This is a genomic window from Dactylosporangium thailandense (assembly GCF_059739745.1).
In genome coordinates this window covers 10,803,674-10,821,710 of record NZ_AP029195.1, presented here as the reverse complement: position 1 = coordinate 10,821,710, position 18,037 = coordinate 10,803,674, and the positions used below count along the sequence as shown (strand labels likewise).

Sequence of the window (18,037 nt, the reverse complement as noted above, 5' to 3'; positions counted from 1 at the left end):
GTTCGACAGGTTAGGCTTCGGTCATGTCCCTTCGCCACGCCCTGCTGGGGCTGCTCTCCGACACCCCGCAGAACGGCTACGACCTGACCAAGCGCTTCGAGGTCACGCTGTCGTCGCACGCGTGGAACGCCGGGCACAGCCAGATCTACCCCGAGCTCAAGCGGATGCTCGCCGACGGGCTGATCGAGGTCGTGGACGAGGGGTCGCGGGGCAGCAAGGTCTACGGCGTGACCGAGCCCGGCCGCGAGGAGCTGCGCCGGTGGATGTTCAGCCCCCTCGGGGAGACCCCGCCGCGCAACGAGTTCGTGCTGCGCCTGTTCATGCTCTCCTCGCTGGAGGTGCCCGACGTCAAGGTGCTCGCCGAGCAGATGGCGGGCGCCAGCGACGCGGAGGTCGCCGAGCTCGACCACGTCATCAAGCAGATGGACGAGGCCGCCGCGGCCGGGCACGCGCAGGGCTATTCGCGCTACGCCGCGGAGTTCGGCCGGCGCTACTACGCCCTGCAGCGCGACTGGGCCCGCTGGGTCGTCGAGCAGATGGACCGGGACGCCGCCGGCCCGCCGGACGGCATGGACTGACCCGTTCAGCGCATCCCGCGGTAGACGCCCCGCAGCCGGTCCAGCCGCTGCCGCTGCTCGTAGGTGGCGCCCAGGCTGATCAGCAGCACGCCGGTGCCGGTGAACAGCAGCAGCATCATCCAGAACGGCAGGCCGATGCGGAACAGCTCGTTCACCGTCGCGATCACCGTCACCGCGGCGCCGACCGCGACCGGGGCCTTCTGCTGCCGGGCCGCGCCGATCGCCACGCAGATGACGCCGGCCAGGATCAGCAGCACCTGGCGCAGCTCGGGCGAGTCGGGCTGGGCCACGGCGATCGCGAGGCTGGGGCCGAAGCCGGCCACGAGCGCCGGCCCGTAGGCGAGCCAGCTGCCCAGCTCCGGCCGGTTGCGAATCTCGATCAGGCCGGTGATGAGGGCGAGGCCGGCGAACGGGAGCGTGTAGGCCTCCGGGACCGCGACCCGCACGGTCATGAGCAGCAGCCAGATCGCCAGCAGCTCGGCGACGGACGCGGCCACGATGAGGGTCGTGCGCTGGCGCGGGCTGCGGCCCTTGCGCGCCGCCGACAGGCCCAGGATCGCCCCGACGGCGGTCAGGGCGGCCGCGGTGTGCGCCCACGAGCCGAGGGTCATCAGCACGGCGATAGCGGCGCCGGCGTACCCGGCCGCCTCGACCGTCATCGCCTCCCGGTTGATGCTGTCGCTGGGCCGCAGCCGGGGCAGGGCCGCGCCCAGCACCAGCAGCGCGGTCGCCACGATCAGCAGCGGGAACGCGCACTGCTTCAGGCCCAGGCCGGCCGCGAGCCCGGCGGCCACCGCGAAGCCCTCGGCGGTCGAGGCGGCCACGTTCCAGCCGAGCATCCGCGCGGTCGCGGTCTTGCCCCAGATGCCGCCGATCGCGCCGACCACCACCGAGCCGGCCAGCCAGGTCAGGGTCTGGCTGCGGGTGGCCAGGCTCCCGGCGCCGCCCGCGCCCGCGGCCAGCACCGCGATGACGAACACCAGCCGCCGGGCGCCGGTCATGAGCCGCGCGTCGGCGCTGTCCGGGCTCGGCGGCAGCGTCAGGGCCAGGCCCAGGCCGGCGATGGTGGCCACCAGCAGCGCCAGCGTCGGCTGCACCGGCCACGGCGCGTCGAGCGCGGCCGGGGCGATGAGCAGCGTCAGGGCCGCGCCGGGCACCACGATCGCCACGGCCCGGTTGGCGATCGCCTGCCCGTCGCCGCCCAGCCCCACGGCCATCAGGGCGGCGGCGACGGTGAGCAGGAAGGCGCCCAGCACATGGGTGCTGTTGCCGGCGTACTGCGCCAGCGGCCCCAGATGTGCCGCGGTGGCCGGGGTGCCGGTCCACGGCTGCTGGAGCCAGCGGTACGGCCCGGCGAGCGCGGCGAACAGCGCGGGCGCGATGAACACCACGACGATCACGGCCGGGATGCCGGCGGCGGCCGCGACGCCCATCGCGAAGTTGCGCGGGATGCGCTGCTCGCCGGCGCGCGTGCTCGGGCGGCGGCCGGAGCGGTCCGGCCGGAAGCGCCCGAGCTCGGGTTCGGCCGGGCGGTACCAGTTCGCCCGCAGCAACTCCGCGAGCACCCCGAGCAGCGCGGCGGCCGCGGCGTAGACGACCGCGCCGTCGCGCTGGACCACGAGCGCCACCACGGCCGTCGTGGTCGCCGCGACCGCGACGCCGGTGCTGACGTAGGGCATGTATCCGGGCGCCTGCTGCGCCCCGGCCGCGGCGACGGCGAGGCCCACGGCGGCGGTCGCGAGCGCGGCGATGAGGATGGTGCTGGGCCGGTCCGGGTGCAGGCTGCCGACCATGGCCGCGGCCGCGCCGGTGAACGCGAAGAGGGCGCCGGCGACCCCGGCCCCGCCGACGACGGTCAGCGGGCCGCCGTCGACGTCGTCCTCGCCGTCTTCGCCGTCCTCGCGGACATCACGGACGCGCTCGCCCGCGGCCGCGCGCCGCAGGGCGACCGTGCGGGCCAGGGCGGCGACGAAGGCCCCGCTGATGCCGAGCGCGGCCAGGGTGCCCGCGGTCGCGCCCGGGCGCACGAGGCTCGCCCCGGCCGCGTAGAGCCCGGCGACGAGGGCGGCGCCGAGGCGCGTGTAGACGCCGCGCCAGCTGCGGGCGAAGGCGGCCCACGCGGCGACGCCGGTGGCCGCGGCCCAGCCGATGACCATCGGTGCCGACCAGCCCAGGCCCAGCCCGACCGGCGCGCCGAGCGTGGCGAGCACGAGGGCGGCCGAGGCGGTGTCGTCGCCGTAGGGCTGGGGCAGCGCGATCGCGGCCGCCCCGGCGAGCAGCAGCAGGGCGATCGGGATCTGCCAGCCGAACTCCGCGAGCCCGTGCGCGGTCTGCGCCCAGCGGGCGTCCAGCGGGGCGTGCCACATGGGGTCGGCCGCCCGGATCACCCCGATCGCGCCGATCACCGACAGCGCACCGGCGTAGAGGCCGGTGCCGAAGCCGACCATGGCCGCGCCCGCGACCGGGCCCCGCCGCCACTCCTCCGGCAGCGACGAGCGGGCCGCGACCGCGACGAGGAACACGAGCACGGCGAGGACCACGACCTCGATGCCGGAGGCGGCCAGGGACACGGCCCGGGCCAGGGCGCCGATCGCGGCGATGGTGACCGCCGCGGCGGCCGCGTCGGAGCCGGTGAACTCGACGCCGAAGGTCTGCCGGTCGTCCATGCGCGGCGCCGCCCACAGCATCACCGCAGCGACGAGCATGAGCAGGCCGATGACGAAGTCGATGGTGGTCGCGCCGGGCGCGATGACCGTGGCGAGGCCGACCGCGACGGCGCCGGCGGTGGCCCCGGCGAGCAGCGGCACGCTGGGCCCGCCGCCGGCGCGGTCCCGGGCGACCTGGATCAGGGCGGCCACGCCGAGGCTGACCGCGAGCGCGAGGAAGCTCAGCACCAGCACGACGGTCGCGCCGCCCGGCAGGCCGCCGAAGACGATCGCGGCACTGGACGCGGCCGCGCCGGGCAGGGCGAAGAGCGCGCCCCCGGCGGCGGCGTCGGCGACCCGCTGGGTGACCGCGAGCCGGTCGCCGTCGGTCTGGTGCGGGCGGGGCAGCCAGGCGATCGCGGCCCCGGCGACGGCGATCGCGGTCAGGGTGAGCGCGGTCGCGCCCGGGCGGACCAGGGCGGCCGCGGCGGCGTAGAGGCCGAGCACGAGCGCGGCGCCGAGGCAGACCCACGCGGTGTGCGGGGCGCGCACGCGCAGGGCCAGGGCCCCGATCACGACCGCCGCACTGACCGCCAGGGCCGGGATCGCCAGCCAGCTCAGGCCGAGCGCGGCGGGCGCGACGAGCAGGGTCAGGGCCGCGCCGACGACCGCGATGTCGGTCCGCAGCTCGTCCGGGGCCACCTCGGGACCCACGTTGTCGCGCAGCCGGACCGCCACCGGGTCGCTGCGGCCGCTGAGCATGAGGATGCAGGCGCCCGTGAGCAGCAGGATGGCGACGACGTACTGCCAGCCCTCCGCCCCGACGGCGGCGTGGATGCGGGCCTCGTACGCCCCCAGATCCGCCTTCCAGACCGGCCACGCGGCCCGCAACGGCGCGGCGATGCCGGGGAAGGCCCGCACCAGCACCAGCAGCGTGGCCCCGGCGGCCGCGACCGACACGGCGTAGCGCGGCCCCCGTCGGGCGTCCTCGGGCAGGAACGGCACCCCCGCGGCCGCGACGGTCACCGCGAGCGCGAGGAACAGCGGGGTGGAGCCGGGCAGCCAGACGGCGCCGACCCGCGCGATGGCCACGATGACCGCGCCGGTGGCCACGCCCGCAGCGATGTCCGGCAGCATCCCGCGGCGCCAGGTCAGCGCGCCGCCGACGCCGAGCGCGGCGGCCACGAGCATGGCCGCGGCGGCCTGCAGGGTGGGGACGCGCGCGTCGGTGACGGCCAGCCCGACCGCGGCGGCCAGCAGCGCGACGCCGGTGGCCACGGCGAAGAGGACCCAGGCCAGGTCGCGCATGAGCCCGTCGGCGATGCGGTTGGTGCGGCCGGTGTGGGCGAGCTCGTCCTCGGCGGCGGCGTCCTCGTGGTGCGCGTCGAGCCGCCGCTGGATCGACTGCTTGAGCGCGACGGCGAAGCCGAGGTCGATCAGCGCCACGCCCGACAGCGCGATCGCCCAGCCGGTCGGGCCGTGGATCGCGTCGTAGAACAGCAGCGGCAGGACCGGCTGCAGGGCCAGCAGCGTCGCGTAGCGGGAGGCGATGAGGTGGCTCTGCATGCTGTACACGGCGGCGACCCCGGCCGTGAGCAGACAGACGAGGCCCAGATAGGTGCTGAACTGGGGCCGGTCCGCGCCCAGCAGCTTCTCCGAGCGCACCACGTAGCCGTCGAGCAGCACGAGCAGCAGGGCGACGGACGCGACGGTCTCGGCGGTCGCGCTCAGCCCGCGCTTGACCAGCACGAGCGGCAGGGCCAGGGCGATCGCGGTGATGACGGCCAGGGACAGCACCCGCCCGACGGTGCCGATGCTGCCGAACGCGTCGAGGGTGAGCACGATCGCGGCGCCGGCCAGCAGCAGGCCGCCGAGCGCCAGGACCGACGCCTGCATGCTGCTCTCGGTGGCCTCGGGCTGGTCACCGGGCGGGAGGCTCTTCTGGCCCCCGCTCGGCCGGCGCGGCGGAGGAGGCGCGTTGAGCGGCGCGATGCGGGAGCCACCGGCCGCGGGCGCGTGCCCGCTCTCGGCGGTGTGCGGCGCGCGGGGCGAGAAGCGCTGCTGGCTCGGCGGCAGCGTCGTGGTCGCGGTGGTCGCGGTCGTCGTGACGGCCACCGGCTCCGCGGCCGTGGACGCCGGGGTCGCCGCGGGCGGGACGGCCTCGCGCTGGCGGCCCAGGAGCGGCCGCTTCGCCTTGGCCTCCTGGGCGGCGCGCTCGGCGTCGACGGCCGCGCGGACCTTGCGCCGAAGGCTGTCGCGCTGCGCGGAGGTGTGCGCGAGCTGCTTGCGCAGCATTTGCGTGTTTTCGGTGAGGTCCCGCTTCTTCTGCTCCAGCGCCGCGACGGTCCGCTGGAACAGCGCGAGGGCCGCCGCGTCCGGATCGTGCGGCCGGCCGCACGAACGGCAGCCGGTGGCCTCGCTGGCCGGCCCACCGCACGCCGGGCACGGATACGTCTCCACGCCACTCCTCCCCCGGTGCTCTCGGCCGGGGCTCCGCGGTGCGGTGCCCCGGCCGTTCACGCCCTACTGGGAAGAATGCCTTGTTTCGCCGGGCGACGAAAGCGATGCGCCCGTTCGGGAGGTTCTCTATGAAACGACCGGGCGCCCCATGCCGCGGTACTCCCAGCCGGCCGCGACCCAGACCGCCTGGTCGAGGCAGTTCCGGCCGTCGATGACCTTCTTCGCGGAGACGAGCGGCGAAAGCGCCTGCGGGTCGGTGTTGCGGAACTCTTCCCACTCCGTGAGCACACAAACGAGGTCGGAGTCGGTGACGGCGTCGGTGAGCGTCTTGGCGTAGGCGACGTCGCCGACCTCGGCCCGGGCCTGCTCCATGCCCTCCGGGTCGTAGACCGTGACCTCGGCGCCGGAGCGGGCGAGCTTGCGCACGACCGAGAGGGCCGGCGAGTCGCGCACGTCGTCGGAGTTGGGCTTGAAGGTCGCGCCCAGCACCGTGATCTTGGTGCCGGCCAGGTCCGGGCCGGCCGGGCCGTAGCCGCGGCCGAGCAGCTCGGCGGAGAGCTGGACGATCTTCTGCCGGCGGCGCTGGTTGATCAGGTCGACCTCGTGCAGGAACCGCAGCGCCTCGCCGACGCCGAGCTCCTGGGCGCGGGCCTGGAACGCGCGGATGTCCTTGGGCAGGCAGCCGCCGCCGAAGCCGACGCCGGCGCGCAGGAACTTGTTGCCGATGCGGGCGTCGTAGCCGATGGAGCGGGCCAGCTGGGTGACGTCGGCGCCGGCCGCCTCGCAGACCTCGGCCATCGCGTTGATGAAGGAGATCTTGGTGGCCAGGAACGCGTTGGCCGCGACCTTCACGAGCTCGGCGGTGGCGAAGTCGGTGACCACGACCGGGACCTCGCGGTCCTCGGTGACGGCGAGGTCGAAGACGCCCTTGTGGGCCGCGTAGAGCATGCCGGTCGCCCACTCGGACTTGACGCCGAAGATGACGCGGTTGGGCCGCAGCACGTCCTCGACGGCCACGCCCTCCTGCAGGAACTCGGGGCTCCAGGCCACCTCGACTCCGAGGTCGACGGTCGAGTGCCGGGCGACGAGCTGCTCGATCCACTCGGCGGTGCCGACGGGGACGGTCGACTTGCCGACGATGAGCGCCTTGCGGGTCAGGTGCGGCGCGAGCTTGGAGACGGCGCTCTCGACGTGGGAGAGGTCCGCGGCCATGCCGTCGGGGCGCTGCGGGGTCCCCACGCAGATGAAGTGGATGTCCCCGAACTCGGCGACCTCTTCGTAGGAGGTGGAGAACCGCAGCCGACCGGCCGACAGGTTCTTGCGCAGCAGCTCGTCGAGGCCGGGCTCGTGGAACGGCACGTCGCCGCCCGCCAGCTTGGCGATCTTGGCCTCGTCGATGTCGAAACCGATCACCTCGTAACCGAGTTCCGCGAAGCAGATGGCGTACGTCGCGCCGAGATATCCGGTGCCCAGGAAGGTCAGCCGGGGCCGCGCCGAACCGGACGGCGGGGCTACGACAGGTGGGGTGCTGGGGTACGCGATGGTCACGCCTTGTCTCCGCTCGATCGAGGTCTGCTCGGCCGACCCTCACCTGTGGGATCGGGCCGACGTCGCCACGGCGAGGATAGACCCTTGGAAGCTACCGTGCCTCCGGCCATTTCGTTACTCGTCGGTATGCTCACAGCGGCGGGCTGCTGAACGCGGGTTCAGTAGCGCTGTGACGAGGGGGTTTGCCGTGTTCGAGGTGTATGCACTGCCCGAGGAGCACATCGCTGTGCGTGAGGCTGTGCGCGCGGTTTGTGACGGCAAGGTCGCACCGAACGCGGCAGCTGCGGACGAATCCAGCGAGTTCCCTCAGGCGTCGTACGACGCGCTGCGTGCATCCGACTTTCACGCGCCGCACATTCCTGTCTCCTATGGCGGCGCCGGAGCCGACGCGCTCGCCACCGCGATCGTCATCGAAGAGGTCGCGCGGGCCTGCGCCTCGTCCTCGCTCATCCCGGCCGTGAACAAGCTCGGCACCATGCCGCTGCTGCTGGCCGGCTCCGAGTCGCTGAAGCAGCGCTACCTGCCCGCGGTGGCCCGCGGCGACGCGATGTTCTCCTACTGCCTGTCCGAGCCCGACGCCGGCAGCGACGCAGCCGGCATGAAGACCCGCGCGGTGCTGGAAGGCGACACCTGGGTCCTCAACGGGGTCAAGCGCTGGATCACCAACGCCGGCGTGAGCGAGTACTACACCGTCTTCGCCGTCACCGATCCCACCGCGCGCTCGCGAGGCATCTCGGCCTTCGTGGTCGAGAAGTCCGACGCCGGCGTGAGCTTCGGCGCGCCCGAGAAGAAGCTCGGCATCAAGGGCAGCCCGACCCGCGAGGTCTACCTCGACAACGTCCGCATCCCGGCCGACCGCATCATCGGCGCTCCCGGCACCGGCTTCGGCACCGCGATGCGCACCCTGGACCACACGCGCGTGACGATCGCGGCGCAGGCCCTGGGCATCGCGCAGGGGGCGCTGGACTTCGCGCTCGGCTACGTCCAGGAGCGCAAGCAGTTCGGCAAGCCCATCGCGGACTTCCAGGGCATCCAGTTCATGCTGGCCGACATGGGCATGAAGCTGGAGGCCGCGCGCCAGCTGACCTACGCCGCGGCGGCGAAGTCGGAGCGCGGCGACGCGGATCTGACGTATTTCGGCGCGGCGGCGAAGTGCTTCGCCTCGGACGCGGCCATGTCCATCACGACGGACGCGGTGCAGCTGCTCGGCGGCTACGGCTACACGAAGGACTTCCCGCTGGAGCGCATGATGCGCGACGCGAAGATCACGCAGATCTACGAGGGCACGAACCAGGTCCAGCGCATCGTCATGGCCCGCCAGCTCCTCGCCGGCTGAGACGCCACCGATCTCCGCGCGCAGCCGGCGGCCGGGCAGAGATCCCGGCCGCCGGCTGCTGCGGCATTGCGAGGACGTCGATGCGGAACTCCCACTGCGGTCAGCCGGCTGACCTCGACCGCATGCGACGCACCGCAACAGTCGGGCCGGCCGCGCGACAAGCAGGCTGCCGCAAACGCCGCCCGGAGATCACATTCCTCGCGTCTGACCGATCGCGAGAGGCCGGCCCCGGCGCTCGGCGGCGCGACCGGGACCGGCCTCTGCAGTACTGCTACGACGACCATCTATCTATTTGCGTCTTGTGTCAAGTCCGGAATTAACATCCGCGTTACAGACCGGGCCGGGACGGTGCACATGGACCGTGATGTCGACGCGGCCACAGGGCGCGCCGACCCGCTCCACCGGCCCCCCTACTGGTCGAGGGCGTGCGGCGGCCAGACGTGCCACGAGGCGATGTCGATGATCGCGGTGGTCCGCGGCTGCTCCCGGTTCGCGTAGGGCTTGCCGGTGTAGTGCGTGGCGATGCGGTCGATGTCCACGAGCTCCGGGTCGTCCTTGAGCTCGGCGACGGTGCCGGTGACGGAGACGTGGGTGTACCAGTTCTCCTTGTCGAGCACCGTCAGGCTGACGCGGGGCTCCTGGCGCAGGTAGGCGAGACGCTTGCGACCGGCGTCCATGTTCACGACGATGCGGCCGTCCTCGAAGAGGTACCAGGTGGCCACCGAGACGGGCTGCCCGTCCTGGCGCACGGTCGCGATGACGGCTGGGTTGGGCTGGGCGAGCAGCCGCTGCAGAGACTCAGGAAGTGTCACGTCTCCACCGTACGATCCCGCCGACGGGCGCGGTCGCTACCCGATGCGGTCGCGGAGCCAGGCGATGAGCGCCGGGTATTCGCCGAGAATCCGGGCCACGGCCGCGGTGTCCTCGGGCCGCAGGAGCCGCTGCTCGGTGATGCAGGCCGCCTGCTCGGCCAGCAGCCGCTCGGCCTCGGCGTCGTTGCCGCTGGCGACGGCCCGGTTGCGCAGGCGCGCGTAGCACGCGATCGCCTCTTCGACGGCCTCGAGCGCGGCGTCGTAGCGCGCGCTGTCCCGCCGGTTCCACTCGAACGACCCGACCCCGCCGACCGCCGAGTAATCGGACATCGATCCTCCTCACCGTCAACGCGACGCGGTCACTGTACCGCTACGCCACGGCTGCGTGGGGTCACCGATCGAAGTTCGAAAAGCCCGACCTTTTCCGCCGCAGATCAGCGCACCTGACGGCGAGCGTTGAAGATTCGCACGAGTTGAATCAAGCGCGGCGCCACGACGAGGATCGTGCCCGCGAGGAGCAGCAGCAGGGTCACCGAGGCCACCCCGGCGACGACGACGCCGCTCACCGCGCGGGCCGGCTCGGCGCCGGGAACGGTCCGCGGCGGCGCGGCGGCCGCGCGGCCGAACACGAGCGCGGAGGCCACGGTGGCCCCGCCGACCAGCGTGCGCGCCGTCCACCGGTGGAGCTTGCCGCCCTGGTGCGCCGTCATGCCGTACCCGCCCTCGTCCGCCCGAACCAACACCTCCGATAACGGAAGAAACAGACAAAGAGTTGCGCCGATCAGGCGATGCGGGCCCATTGGCCGCGCTCGGCCAGGTGCAGCACGAGCGCGGCGATGTTCCAGGCGTCGTCCGCGCCGTTGTGGTGGCGCCCCTCGAGGGGCAGGCCCGCCGTCTGCAGGGCGCCGGCCATGCCCTGCCTGCGCAGTCCGTGCGCGTCGGCGAAGACGGCCTTCGCGTTGGTGTGGTCGGAGCCGAAGGGGTACCGCTGCCGCCCCTGACATTGCCGCTCGAACTGCTTGCGGTCGTAGTCGCCCCAGCTCGCCCAGGGCCGCGAGTCGCTGTGGTGCACGGTGCGCAGGCGCTCGCACGCCTCGGCGAACGAGAGCCCGGCCGCGGCCTCGGCGGGGGTGATGCCGGTCAGCTCGGTGCAGAACGCGCTGACGGCCGACCGCGCGGGCCGCACCATGATCCGGTCCCGGTCGACGCGCTCCCGCGCGTCGAGGTCCACGACGCAGACCCCGACCTCGATGATCTCGCTGACCTGTCCGGCGGGCGGCTGCCCGGCCCAGCACGTCGCCTCGACGTCGATCACATTGAGCAGCCGTCCCATGACCGCCGAGGGTAGGCGCGACCGGCCCGGCCGCGCCTCCGGATTACTGGCCGGCCGGCTCGATCAGGGACGCCGACAGCGCGGCGTCCTTCTCCGCGACCATGGCGCGCAGGGACTCCTGGAAGTCGCGGACCTTGGCCAGCAGCTCCGGGTTCGCGGCGGCCAGGATGCGCACGGCGAGCAGACCCGCGTTGCGCGCGCCGCCGATGGACACGGTGGCGACCGGGATGCCGGCCGGCATCTGCACGATCGACATCAGGGAGTCGAGGCCGTCCAGATATTTCAGCGGTACCGGCACGCCGATCACCGGCAGCGGCGTGGCCGAGGCGACCATGCCCGGCAGGTGAGCGGCCCCGCCCGCGCCCGCGATGATGACCTTCAGGCCCCGGGCCACGGCATCGCCCGCGTAGTCGAGCATCAGGTGCGGGGTGCGGTGCGCCGAGACGACGCGGACCTCGTAGCCGATGCCGAACTCATCGAGGGCGTCGGCCGCGAGCCGCATGACCGGCCAGTCGGAGTCGCTGCCCATGATGACGCCGACCTCGATCACTGGCGCGCTCAATGCTGATACCCCTCCTCGAGAATGCGGGCGGCCTTGCGAGCCCGTCGACGGCAGTCTTCCAGGTCGTCGCCGAGCACCGTCACGTGCCCGATCTTGCGGCCGGGGCGGACCTGCTTGCCGTAGAGGTGGACCTTGGCCCCGGGCTCCTCGGCGAACAGGTGGTGCAGGCGCTCGTCGATGGACATCCCGCCCGGCTCGCCGCCGAGCACGTTGGCCATGACCACGGCCGGCGCGGTGAGCCGCGTGTCGCCCATCGGGTAGTCGAGCACGGCCCGCAGGTGCTGCTCGAACTGCGAGGTGCGCGCGCCCTCGATGGTCCAGTGCGCGGAGTTGTGCGGGCGCATCGCGAGCTCGTTGATGAGCAGGCGCCCGTCGGTCGTCTCGAACAGCTCGACGGCGAGCACGCCGACCACGCCGAGCCCGGTCGCGATGTCGATGGCGAGCCGCTGGGCCGCGATCGCGTGGTCCTCGTCGAGGCCGGGGGCGGGCGCCAGCACCTCCACGCAGATCCCGCCCTCCTGGACGGTCTCCACGACCGGGTAGGCCGCGACCTGCCCGAGCGGCGAGCGCGCGACGACCGCGGCCAGCTCGCGCTTGAGGGGCACCATCTCCTCGGCGATGACCTCGACGCCGGGCGGCACGTCGGCCATCGAGTGCGCGACGAACACGCCCCGCCCGTCGTACCCGCCGGTCGCCGTCTTCACGATCACCGGCCAGCCGACCTCGTCGCCGAACGCCTGGACGTCGCCGTCGGTCCAGCGCGGCATCGGGAGCCCGAGCCCGCCGAGGTGCTCGCGCATGGCCCGCTTGTTCTGGGCGAAGCGCAGCGCGTCGGCGCCCGGCAGCAGGGTGAAGCCCTCGCTCGCCAGCTGCCGGATCAGGTCGCCGGGCACGTGCTCGTGGTCGAAGGTGACCACGTCGCAGCCCTTGGCGAACTCGCGCAGCGCGTCGATGTCGTCGTGGCGGCCGATCCGCACGTCGGCGGCGACGAGCGCGGCGCCGTCGTCGGGCGAGACGGCGAGCACGCGCAGCGACTGGCCGAGGGCGATCGCCGCCTGGTGGGTCATCCGGGCCAGCTGCCCGCCGCCCACCATGCCGACGACGGGAAGTCCGGTTCGGGTATCCATAGGCTGGCCAGCCTATCGCTCCGGTTTTCGGGCTCGATGCAGGGACGATATGTCGGGCGCTGGCGCGCCGCGACATATCGGACTGACCTTGTCCGGGGCTGCGCCGCGCGGCTTTCGGGCATGTCCGACTTGCCCGAAAACACCGCGCGGCGCAACCGTGGATCTAGACCGCCGGACCCCGCTTGCGCAGCTCGTCCACGGACTCCATGGCCTGCCGCAGCTCGGTCAGCCACGTGTCCGCGTGCTGCCCGACGAGCGCCACGCACCACGCGAGCGCCTCGGACCGCGACCGCGCCACGCCCGAGTCGACCAGCGTGTCGAGCACCTGCCGCTCGGCCTGGCGCAGGCGGGTCATCACCGGCGCCGAGTGCGTGGTGAACAGCTCCCGGGCCTCGCCGACCTGCACGCCCCAGGAGACCTTGCGGCGGTAGCGCCGCTCGAGCTGCTGGGCGATGCCGATCCGCTGGTCGCGGGTCGTCTCGCGGAAGCCCGCGATCCGGCCCTGCTCGGCGGCGGCCCGGTCGGCGTCGCTCGCGTCCTCGACCAGGGCCGGCGCGCCGAGCCGGCCCACGATCAGGATCTCGTCGCGGTCGATGGTCACCTCGGCCGGACCTTGGAACCAGCTCTCCGGCAGCGCACCGCCGATCCAGGCGGTGGCGTCGTCGGCGGGCGGGGGCTCGCTGCGCGGCCCGCCGCCCCGCCCCCAGGGGGCGTCTCCTCGTCGCATCATCATGATTACACGATTACACCGTTACAGCAGTTGGCCAACCGCGAGCGCTACGCTGCCAGCGGAATACCGCGAAATGCTGATAAGTCCGAAATATCCGGTGAGGAACGAGCCGGATATTTCGCGACCCGACTTCGCTCACGCGAGCTTGGCGACCAGGTCCTCCAGCGCGGTGACCGGCGCGTCGCACACGAAGCCGCGGCAGACGTACGCCGTTGCCTGGCCGCCGCGCAGGGGGCGGTCCGACAGCAGCGGCACCCCGGGACGATCGGGCGCGCCGGAGACCACCACGGCGCCGGGCGGGGCGTGCCACCACGCCGCCGCGACCAGCGGGTCCGACGGGTCGGCGGTGGCGATCGCGATCTCGAACGGCCCCGAGTGCAGCGCCTCCCCCGCGGCGCAGGCGTAGCCCGTGAACCGCCCGTGCGTGGCCGCCACGACGGAGACCGTCGCGAGGGCGCGCTCGGCCGCCTCGCGGTAGGCCGTGTCCGCCGTCAGCGCCGAGAACGTCACGAGCGCCGCGCACACCGCGGACAGCCCGGCCGGGGTGGCGTTGTCGGTGATGTCGGCCGGGCGGGCCACGAGCGCCTCGGCGTCGTCGGCGGTGTCGAAGAAGCCCCCGGACTCGGGGTCGCGGAAGTGCTGGAGCGCCACGTCGAGCAACTGCCGGGCCAGGTCGAGCCAGCGGCCGTCGCCCGTCGCCTGGTGCACGGCGCAGAACGCCTCGGCGACCGCGCCGTAGTCCTCGAGCACGCCCGCCGGCTCACCGGCCACGCCGTCGCGGGAGACCCGGCGCAGGCGGCCGCCGACGAGATGCGTGCCGGCCAGGAACTCGGCGGTCTCGACGGCCAGCGCGATCGCGTCCGGGTCGCCGTACGCCTTCCCGAACTCGACCAGCCCCGTGATCGCCAGGCCGTTCCAGGCCGCGACCACCTTGCCGTCGCGTGCGGGCTGGGGCCGGAGCGTGCGGGCCGCCAGCAGCCGGGTGCGGATGTCGTGCCAGCGCTCGGCGTTCATCGGGTCCTCGGGCAGCTGGAGCACCGACGAGCTGTGCTCGAAGGTGCCCTCCGGCGTGACCTGCAGCAGGTACCGCGCCCAGGCCCCGTCGACCTCGCCGAGCACCTCGTCGAGCTGGGCCGGGGTCCAGACGTAGGTGAGGCCCTCCTCGCCGTCCGCGTCGGCGTCGAGCGCGGAGATGAAGCCGTGCCCGTCGTGCAGCTCCTGCGAGAGGAACGCGACGAGCTCGTGGGCAACCCGGCGGCCGGTCCCGCTGCCGGCGATGCGGTCGAGGTGGGTGTAGACCCGCAGCAGCATCGCGTTGTCGTAGAGCATCTTCTCGAAGTGCGGCACGGTCCAGGTGCCGTCGACGGCGTACCGCGCGAAGCCCCCGGCGAGCTGGTCGTACATGCCGCCGCGGGCCATCCGCTCACAGGTGTGCCGGACCGCGTCGAGGATCGCCTCCTCCCGCGTGCGCTGGTAGTGGCGCAGGAGGAACAGCAGCGCCATGTGCGGCGGGAACTTGGGCGCGCCGCCGAAGCCGCCGTGCTCCGCGTCGTAGGACTTCATGAGCGAGGTCGCGGCGGCGCGCAGTACCGCATCGTCCATGGGGTTGGACGGCGGACGCTCCGCCACCTTGCGGATGGCCTCGACCACCGCGGCGCCCTGCTGCAGCACGCCCTCGCGCTGGTCGCGCCAGGCGGCGGCGACGGCCTGGACGAGGCTCGCGAACGCCTCGCGCGGGAAGTAGGTCCCGCAGTAGAAGGGCTCGCCGTCGGGCGTGGCGAACACCGTCATCGGCCAGCCGCCCTGGCCGCTCATCGCCTGGGTGGCGGTCATGTAGACGGCGTCGACGTCGGGCCGCTCCTCGCGGTCGACCTTGATCGGCACGGTGAGCTCGTTGACGAGCTTGGCCACGCCCTCGTGCTCGAAGGACTCGTGGGCCATCACGTGACACCAGTGGCAGGCCGCGTATCCGACCGAGATGAGCACGGGCACGTCGCGGCGGCGCGCCTCCGCGAACGCCTCGGGCGACCACTGCCACCAGTCGACCGGGTTGTCCTTGTGCTGCTGCAGGTAGGGCGAGGTCGCCCCGGCGAGACGGTTGGCCATGGGGGTCAGGCTACCCAGGCCGGTTGCGGACATGTACCGATCCGCCGGGCCGCTCGGCGGCCGCCGCTAGGACTGAGCGGCGCCTTCGCCGGAGGCCCGCAGCACGAGCAGGTCGAGGGCGTCGACGACGGGCTGCGTCGGATCGGCGGCCCGGAGCCGGGCCAGGCCGCGCGCGTACTCGTCGTCGCCGATCAGCAGGAGCGGGGTGTGGGCCGCCCGGTCGAAGGTGTCGACGATGTGGCCCAGGGTCGGCGCCGTCAGCTGGGGAACCGGTTCGAGGGCCAGGGCGGCGAAGCCGGCGGTACCGAATCCGCGGGCGACGTCCAACGCGGACGGGAATCGCGTGGCCATCGCGGTCGCGGCCTCCGGGAAGTGCGTGAACAGCGAGATGCCGTCGGGGCGGCCCGCGAACGCCGAGCGGATCAGCACCAGGCCGCCGGGGCGCAGGACGCGGCGGATCTCGGCGGCCGCGGCGGGCAGGTCGGGGAGGTGGTGCACGACGGTGGAGAGCCAGACCGCGTCCACGTCGCCGTCCGGGAGCGGGATGCGCTCGGCGTCGCCCCCGAGGATCGACTCCTGCGCGAGCGCGCGCATCGCGGCGGACGGCTCGATGCCGAGGGGGGTCAGGCCGTACCAACGCCGGAACGCCGACATCCACTGACCCGTTCCGGCCCCGAGGTCGAGCAGGTGGGTCTCGGCGGTGGGGCGCAGGTAGTGCGCGATGCGCTCGCGCCATCCCCGCAACGCGTCGTCGTCGAGGTGCCGTCCGGCGGCGAACGCGGTCGCGGCCCTGGTGTCGTACTCGATGAGCGCCACGGCATCAGTCTGGACATCTCGCGCCTCTCGTGCCACAGTTCTAGAACAGTCACTGTTCTAGAACTGTGGAGGCTCACCATGACTGAGCTGCTCATTCGGCCGCGCCACTCCGTGATGACCGACCCCGGCGCGCTCGGGCGGTTCGGGGAGTACGGCGGGCGGTACGTGCCCGAGTCGCTCATCGGCGCCTGTCGCGAGGTCGAGGACGCGTTCCGGGAGGCGTGGGCCGACCCGGCGTTCCGCGGGCAGCTCGACCGCCTGCTGGCCACGTACGCGGGCCGCCCGACCCCGCTCACGCCCGCGCTGCGGCTCTCCGCCGAACTCGGGCTGACGGTGCTGCTCAAGCGCGAGGACCTGACCCACACCGGCTCACACAAGATCAATAATGTGCTCGGGCAGGCGCTGCTGGCGAAGCGGATGGGGCGTACGAAGCTCATCGCGGAGACCGGCGCCGGCCAGCACGGCGTGGCCACGGCGACCGCGGCGGCGCTGTTCGGCCTCTCCGCGACCGTCTACATGGGCGCGAAGGACATCGAGCGCCAGGAGCTCAACGTCTTCCGGATGCGCATGCTCGGCGCCGAGGTCGTACCCGTGCACACGGGGGCCCGGACGCTGAAGGACGCGACCAGCGAGGCGATGCGCGCCTGGGTCGGCGAGGTCGCGACGGCGCACTACTGCATGGGCTCGGTGCTGGGCCCGGCGCCGTACCCGTGGATGGTCCGCGAGTTCCAGCGCGTCATCGGCGACGAGGCCCGGCGCCAGTGCGCGACCGAGCTGCGCGCGGCCGTGCCCGACTACGTGGTGGCCTGCGTGGGCGGCGGCTCGAACGCGGCCGGCACCTTCGCCGGCTTCGTCGACACGCCGGCCCGGCTGATCGGCGTCGAGGCCGACGGCGGCGCGGGCGCGAGCCACGGCCAGCTCGGCGTCCTGCACGGCGTGCGCTCCCTGTTCCTGCAGGACGACGACGGCCAGGTGGCCGAGGCCCACTCCATCGCGGCCGGCCTGGACTACCCCGGCGTCGGCCCCGAGCACGTCCACCTGCGCGACCTCGGCCGGGCCCGCTACGTCACCGTCTCCGACGCCGAGGTCGTGACCGCGTTCGGCCGGCTCGCCCGCACCGAGGGCATCGTCGCGGCCCTCGAGTCCGCGCACGCGCTGGCCTGGGTCATGCGCGGCGAGCTGCCCGAAGGCTCGACGGTGCTCGTCACCGTGTCGGGCCGCGGCGACAAGGACCTCGCGTCGATGCGGGAGGCGTTGTGAAACTGCTGATGCCGTACGTCACCGCCGGCGTGACGTCGTCGTGGACGGAGTATCTGACGGCGTTCGCGGACGCCGGGGCCGACTACGTGGAGGTGGGCCTGCCGTTCTCGGATCCGACCCTGGACGGCCCGACGATCCAGGAGGCCACGGAGACCGCGTTGTCCCGCGGCGCGACCCTGGACCGCATCCTGTCCGACCTTGCCGCGGTCTCCGTTTCGGTACCGCTCATCGCCTCCACCTACGCCAACCTCGTGATCCGCTCGGGCGCCGCGGCGTTCTGCGCCCGCCTGAAGGCGGCGGGCTTCACGGCCCTGATCGTGCCGGACCTGCCCCTGGAGGAGTGCGAGGAGGTGGCCGCCCACATCGACCTGATCCTGCTGGCCTCCCCCGCGACTCCGGACGCCCGCTTGGCCGAGATCGGCCGGAGAAGCCGCCACTTCGTCTACGGCGTCACGGTGATGGGCACGACGGGCGAGCGGACGTCGCTGGCCTCTTCCGCCGCGGACCTGGCCGCCCGCCTGAAGCCGCAGACCTCGCTGCCGGTCCTGCTCGGCTTCGGCATCTCGACACCGGCCCAGGCGGCGCAGGCCGCGTCACTGGCGGACGGCGTGGTGGTGGGCGCGGCCCTGATGCGCAGGATCCTCGACGGCGCGAGCGCCTCCGAGGCGGGCGACTACGTTCGCGCCTTGCGGGCGGCGATATCGTAGCGGCCTGCTCGCATCAG

At 73.5% G+C, this 18,037-nt stretch carries 15 protein-coding genes; 4 read left to right on the top strand and 11 right to left on the bottom strand.

What is annotated here, in order from left to right; all coding sequences use genetic code 11:
- Positions 1–23: 23 nt before the first annotated feature.
- On the top strand, positions 24–578 hold the full coding sequence (locus AC6JBM_RS48465; protein ID WP_497980336.1) for a PadR family transcriptional regulator: 555 nt from the start codon (positions 24–26) through the stop codon (positions 576–578).
- Between the two features lie 5 nt (positions 579–583).
- Here the strand turns inward: AC6JBM_RS48465 and AC6JBM_RS48460 are convergent, their stop codons facing one another.
- Together AC6JBM_RS48460 and AC6JBM_RS48455 are read right to left on the bottom strand one after the other, a co-directional pair.
- Positions 584–5,683, bottom strand: coding sequence for an SCO7613 C-terminal domain-containing membrane protein (locus AC6JBM_RS48460; protein ID WP_497980335.1), 5,100 nt, complete (start codon positions 5,681–5,683; stop codon positions 584–586).
- Between the two features lie 126 nt (positions 5,684–5,809).
- Positions 5,810–7,231 (bottom strand): UDP-glucose dehydrogenase family protein, encoded by a 1,422-nt coding sequence (locus tag AC6JBM_RS48455; RefSeq protein WP_497980334.1) that lies wholly within the window; start codon positions 7,229–7,231, stop codon positions 5,810–5,812.
- Between the two features lie 187 nt (positions 7,232–7,418).
- On the opposite strand from AC6JBM_RS48455, the gene AC6JBM_RS48450 reads away from it, so the two are divergent.
- Positions 7,419–8,567 (top strand): acyl-CoA dehydrogenase family protein, encoded by a 1,149-nt coding sequence (locus AC6JBM_RS48450; protein ID WP_497980333.1) that lies wholly within the window; start codon positions 7,419–7,421, stop codon positions 8,565–8,567.
- A 410-nt stretch (positions 8,568–8,977) separates the two neighbouring features.
- Here the strand turns inward: AC6JBM_RS48450 and AC6JBM_RS48445 are convergent, their stop codons facing one another.
- From AC6JBM_RS48445 to AC6JBM_RS48405, 9 genes are all read right to left on the bottom strand, one after another.
- Entirely contained in the window at positions 8,978–9,379 is a 402-nt protein-coding gene (locus AC6JBM_RS48445) for a PPOX class F420-dependent oxidoreductase (protein WP_497980332.1), read from the bottom strand.
- A gap of 36 nt (positions 9,380–9,415) precedes the next feature.
- Positions 9,416–9,709 (bottom strand): hypothetical protein, encoded by a 294-nt coding sequence (locus AC6JBM_RS48440; protein ID WP_497980331.1) that lies wholly within the window; start codon positions 9,707–9,709, stop codon positions 9,416–9,418.
- 104 nt (positions 9,710–9,813) lie between these two features.
- The gene (locus AC6JBM_RS48435) at positions 9,814–10,122 is read right to left on the bottom strand and encodes a hypothetical protein (RefSeq protein WP_497980330.1); all 309 of its coding nucleotides are present in this window, start codon (positions 10,120–10,122) and stop codon (positions 9,814–9,816) included.
- 38 nt (positions 10,123–10,160) lie between these two features.
- The gene (locus tag AC6JBM_RS48430) at positions 10,161–10,712 is read right to left on the bottom strand and encodes a 3'-5' exonuclease (protein ID WP_497980329.1); all 552 of its coding nucleotides are present in this window, start codon (positions 10,710–10,712) and stop codon (positions 10,161–10,163) included.
- A gap of 43 nt (positions 10,713–10,755) precedes the next feature.
- Positions 10,756–11,262, bottom strand: coding sequence for a 5-(carboxyamino)imidazole ribonucleotide mutase (gene purE, locus AC6JBM_RS48425; RefSeq protein ID WP_497986705.1), 507 nt, complete (start codon positions 11,260–11,262; stop codon positions 10,756–10,758).
- 8 nt (positions 11,263–11,270) lie between these two features.
- A complete protein-coding gene (locus AC6JBM_RS48420; RefSeq protein WP_497980328.1) occupies positions 11,271–12,401 on the bottom strand; it encodes a 5-(carboxyamino)imidazole ribonucleotide synthase in 1,131 nt (376 codons plus the stop codon).
- Between the two features lie 163 nt (positions 12,402–12,564).
- Positions 12,565–13,134, bottom strand: a complete 570-nt coding sequence (gene abmR / locus AC6JBM_RS48415) for an ATP-binding transcription factor AbmR (RefSeq protein WP_497980327.1) — start codon at positions 13,132–13,134, stop codon at positions 12,565–12,567.
- A gap of 132 nt (positions 13,135–13,266) precedes the next feature.
- Entirely contained in the window at positions 13,267–15,237 is a 1,971-nt protein-coding gene (locus AC6JBM_RS48410) for a thioredoxin domain-containing protein (RefSeq protein WP_497980326.1), read from the bottom strand.
- Positions 15,238–15,303: 66 nt separating this feature from the next.
- Positions 15,304–16,053 carry a class I SAM-dependent methyltransferase gene (locus tag AC6JBM_RS48405; protein WP_497980325.1) on the bottom strand — a complete coding sequence of 250 codons (750 nt, stop codon included), beginning with the start codon at positions 16,051–16,053 and terminating at the stop codon, positions 15,304–15,306.
- 78 nt (positions 16,054–16,131) lie between these two features.
- Here AC6JBM_RS48405 and trpB point away from each other — a divergent pair, with 78 nt between their 5' ends.
- Both trpB and trpA read left to right on the top strand, forming a co-directional pair.
- Positions 16,132–17,313 carry a tryptophan synthase subunit beta gene (trpB, locus tag AC6JBM_RS48400; RefSeq protein WP_497980324.1) on the top strand — a complete coding sequence of 394 codons (1,182 nt, stop codon included), beginning with the start codon at positions 16,132–16,134 and terminating at the stop codon, positions 17,311–17,313.
- Positions 17,310–18,020 (top strand): tryptophan synthase subunit alpha, encoded by a 711-nt coding sequence (gene trpA / locus AC6JBM_RS48395; RefSeq protein ID WP_497980323.1) that lies wholly within the window; start codon positions 17,310–17,312, stop codon positions 18,018–18,020. The genes trpB and trpA overlap by 4 nt, the downstream gene beginning before the upstream one ends.
- Positions 18,021–18,037 lie beyond the last annotated feature (17 nt).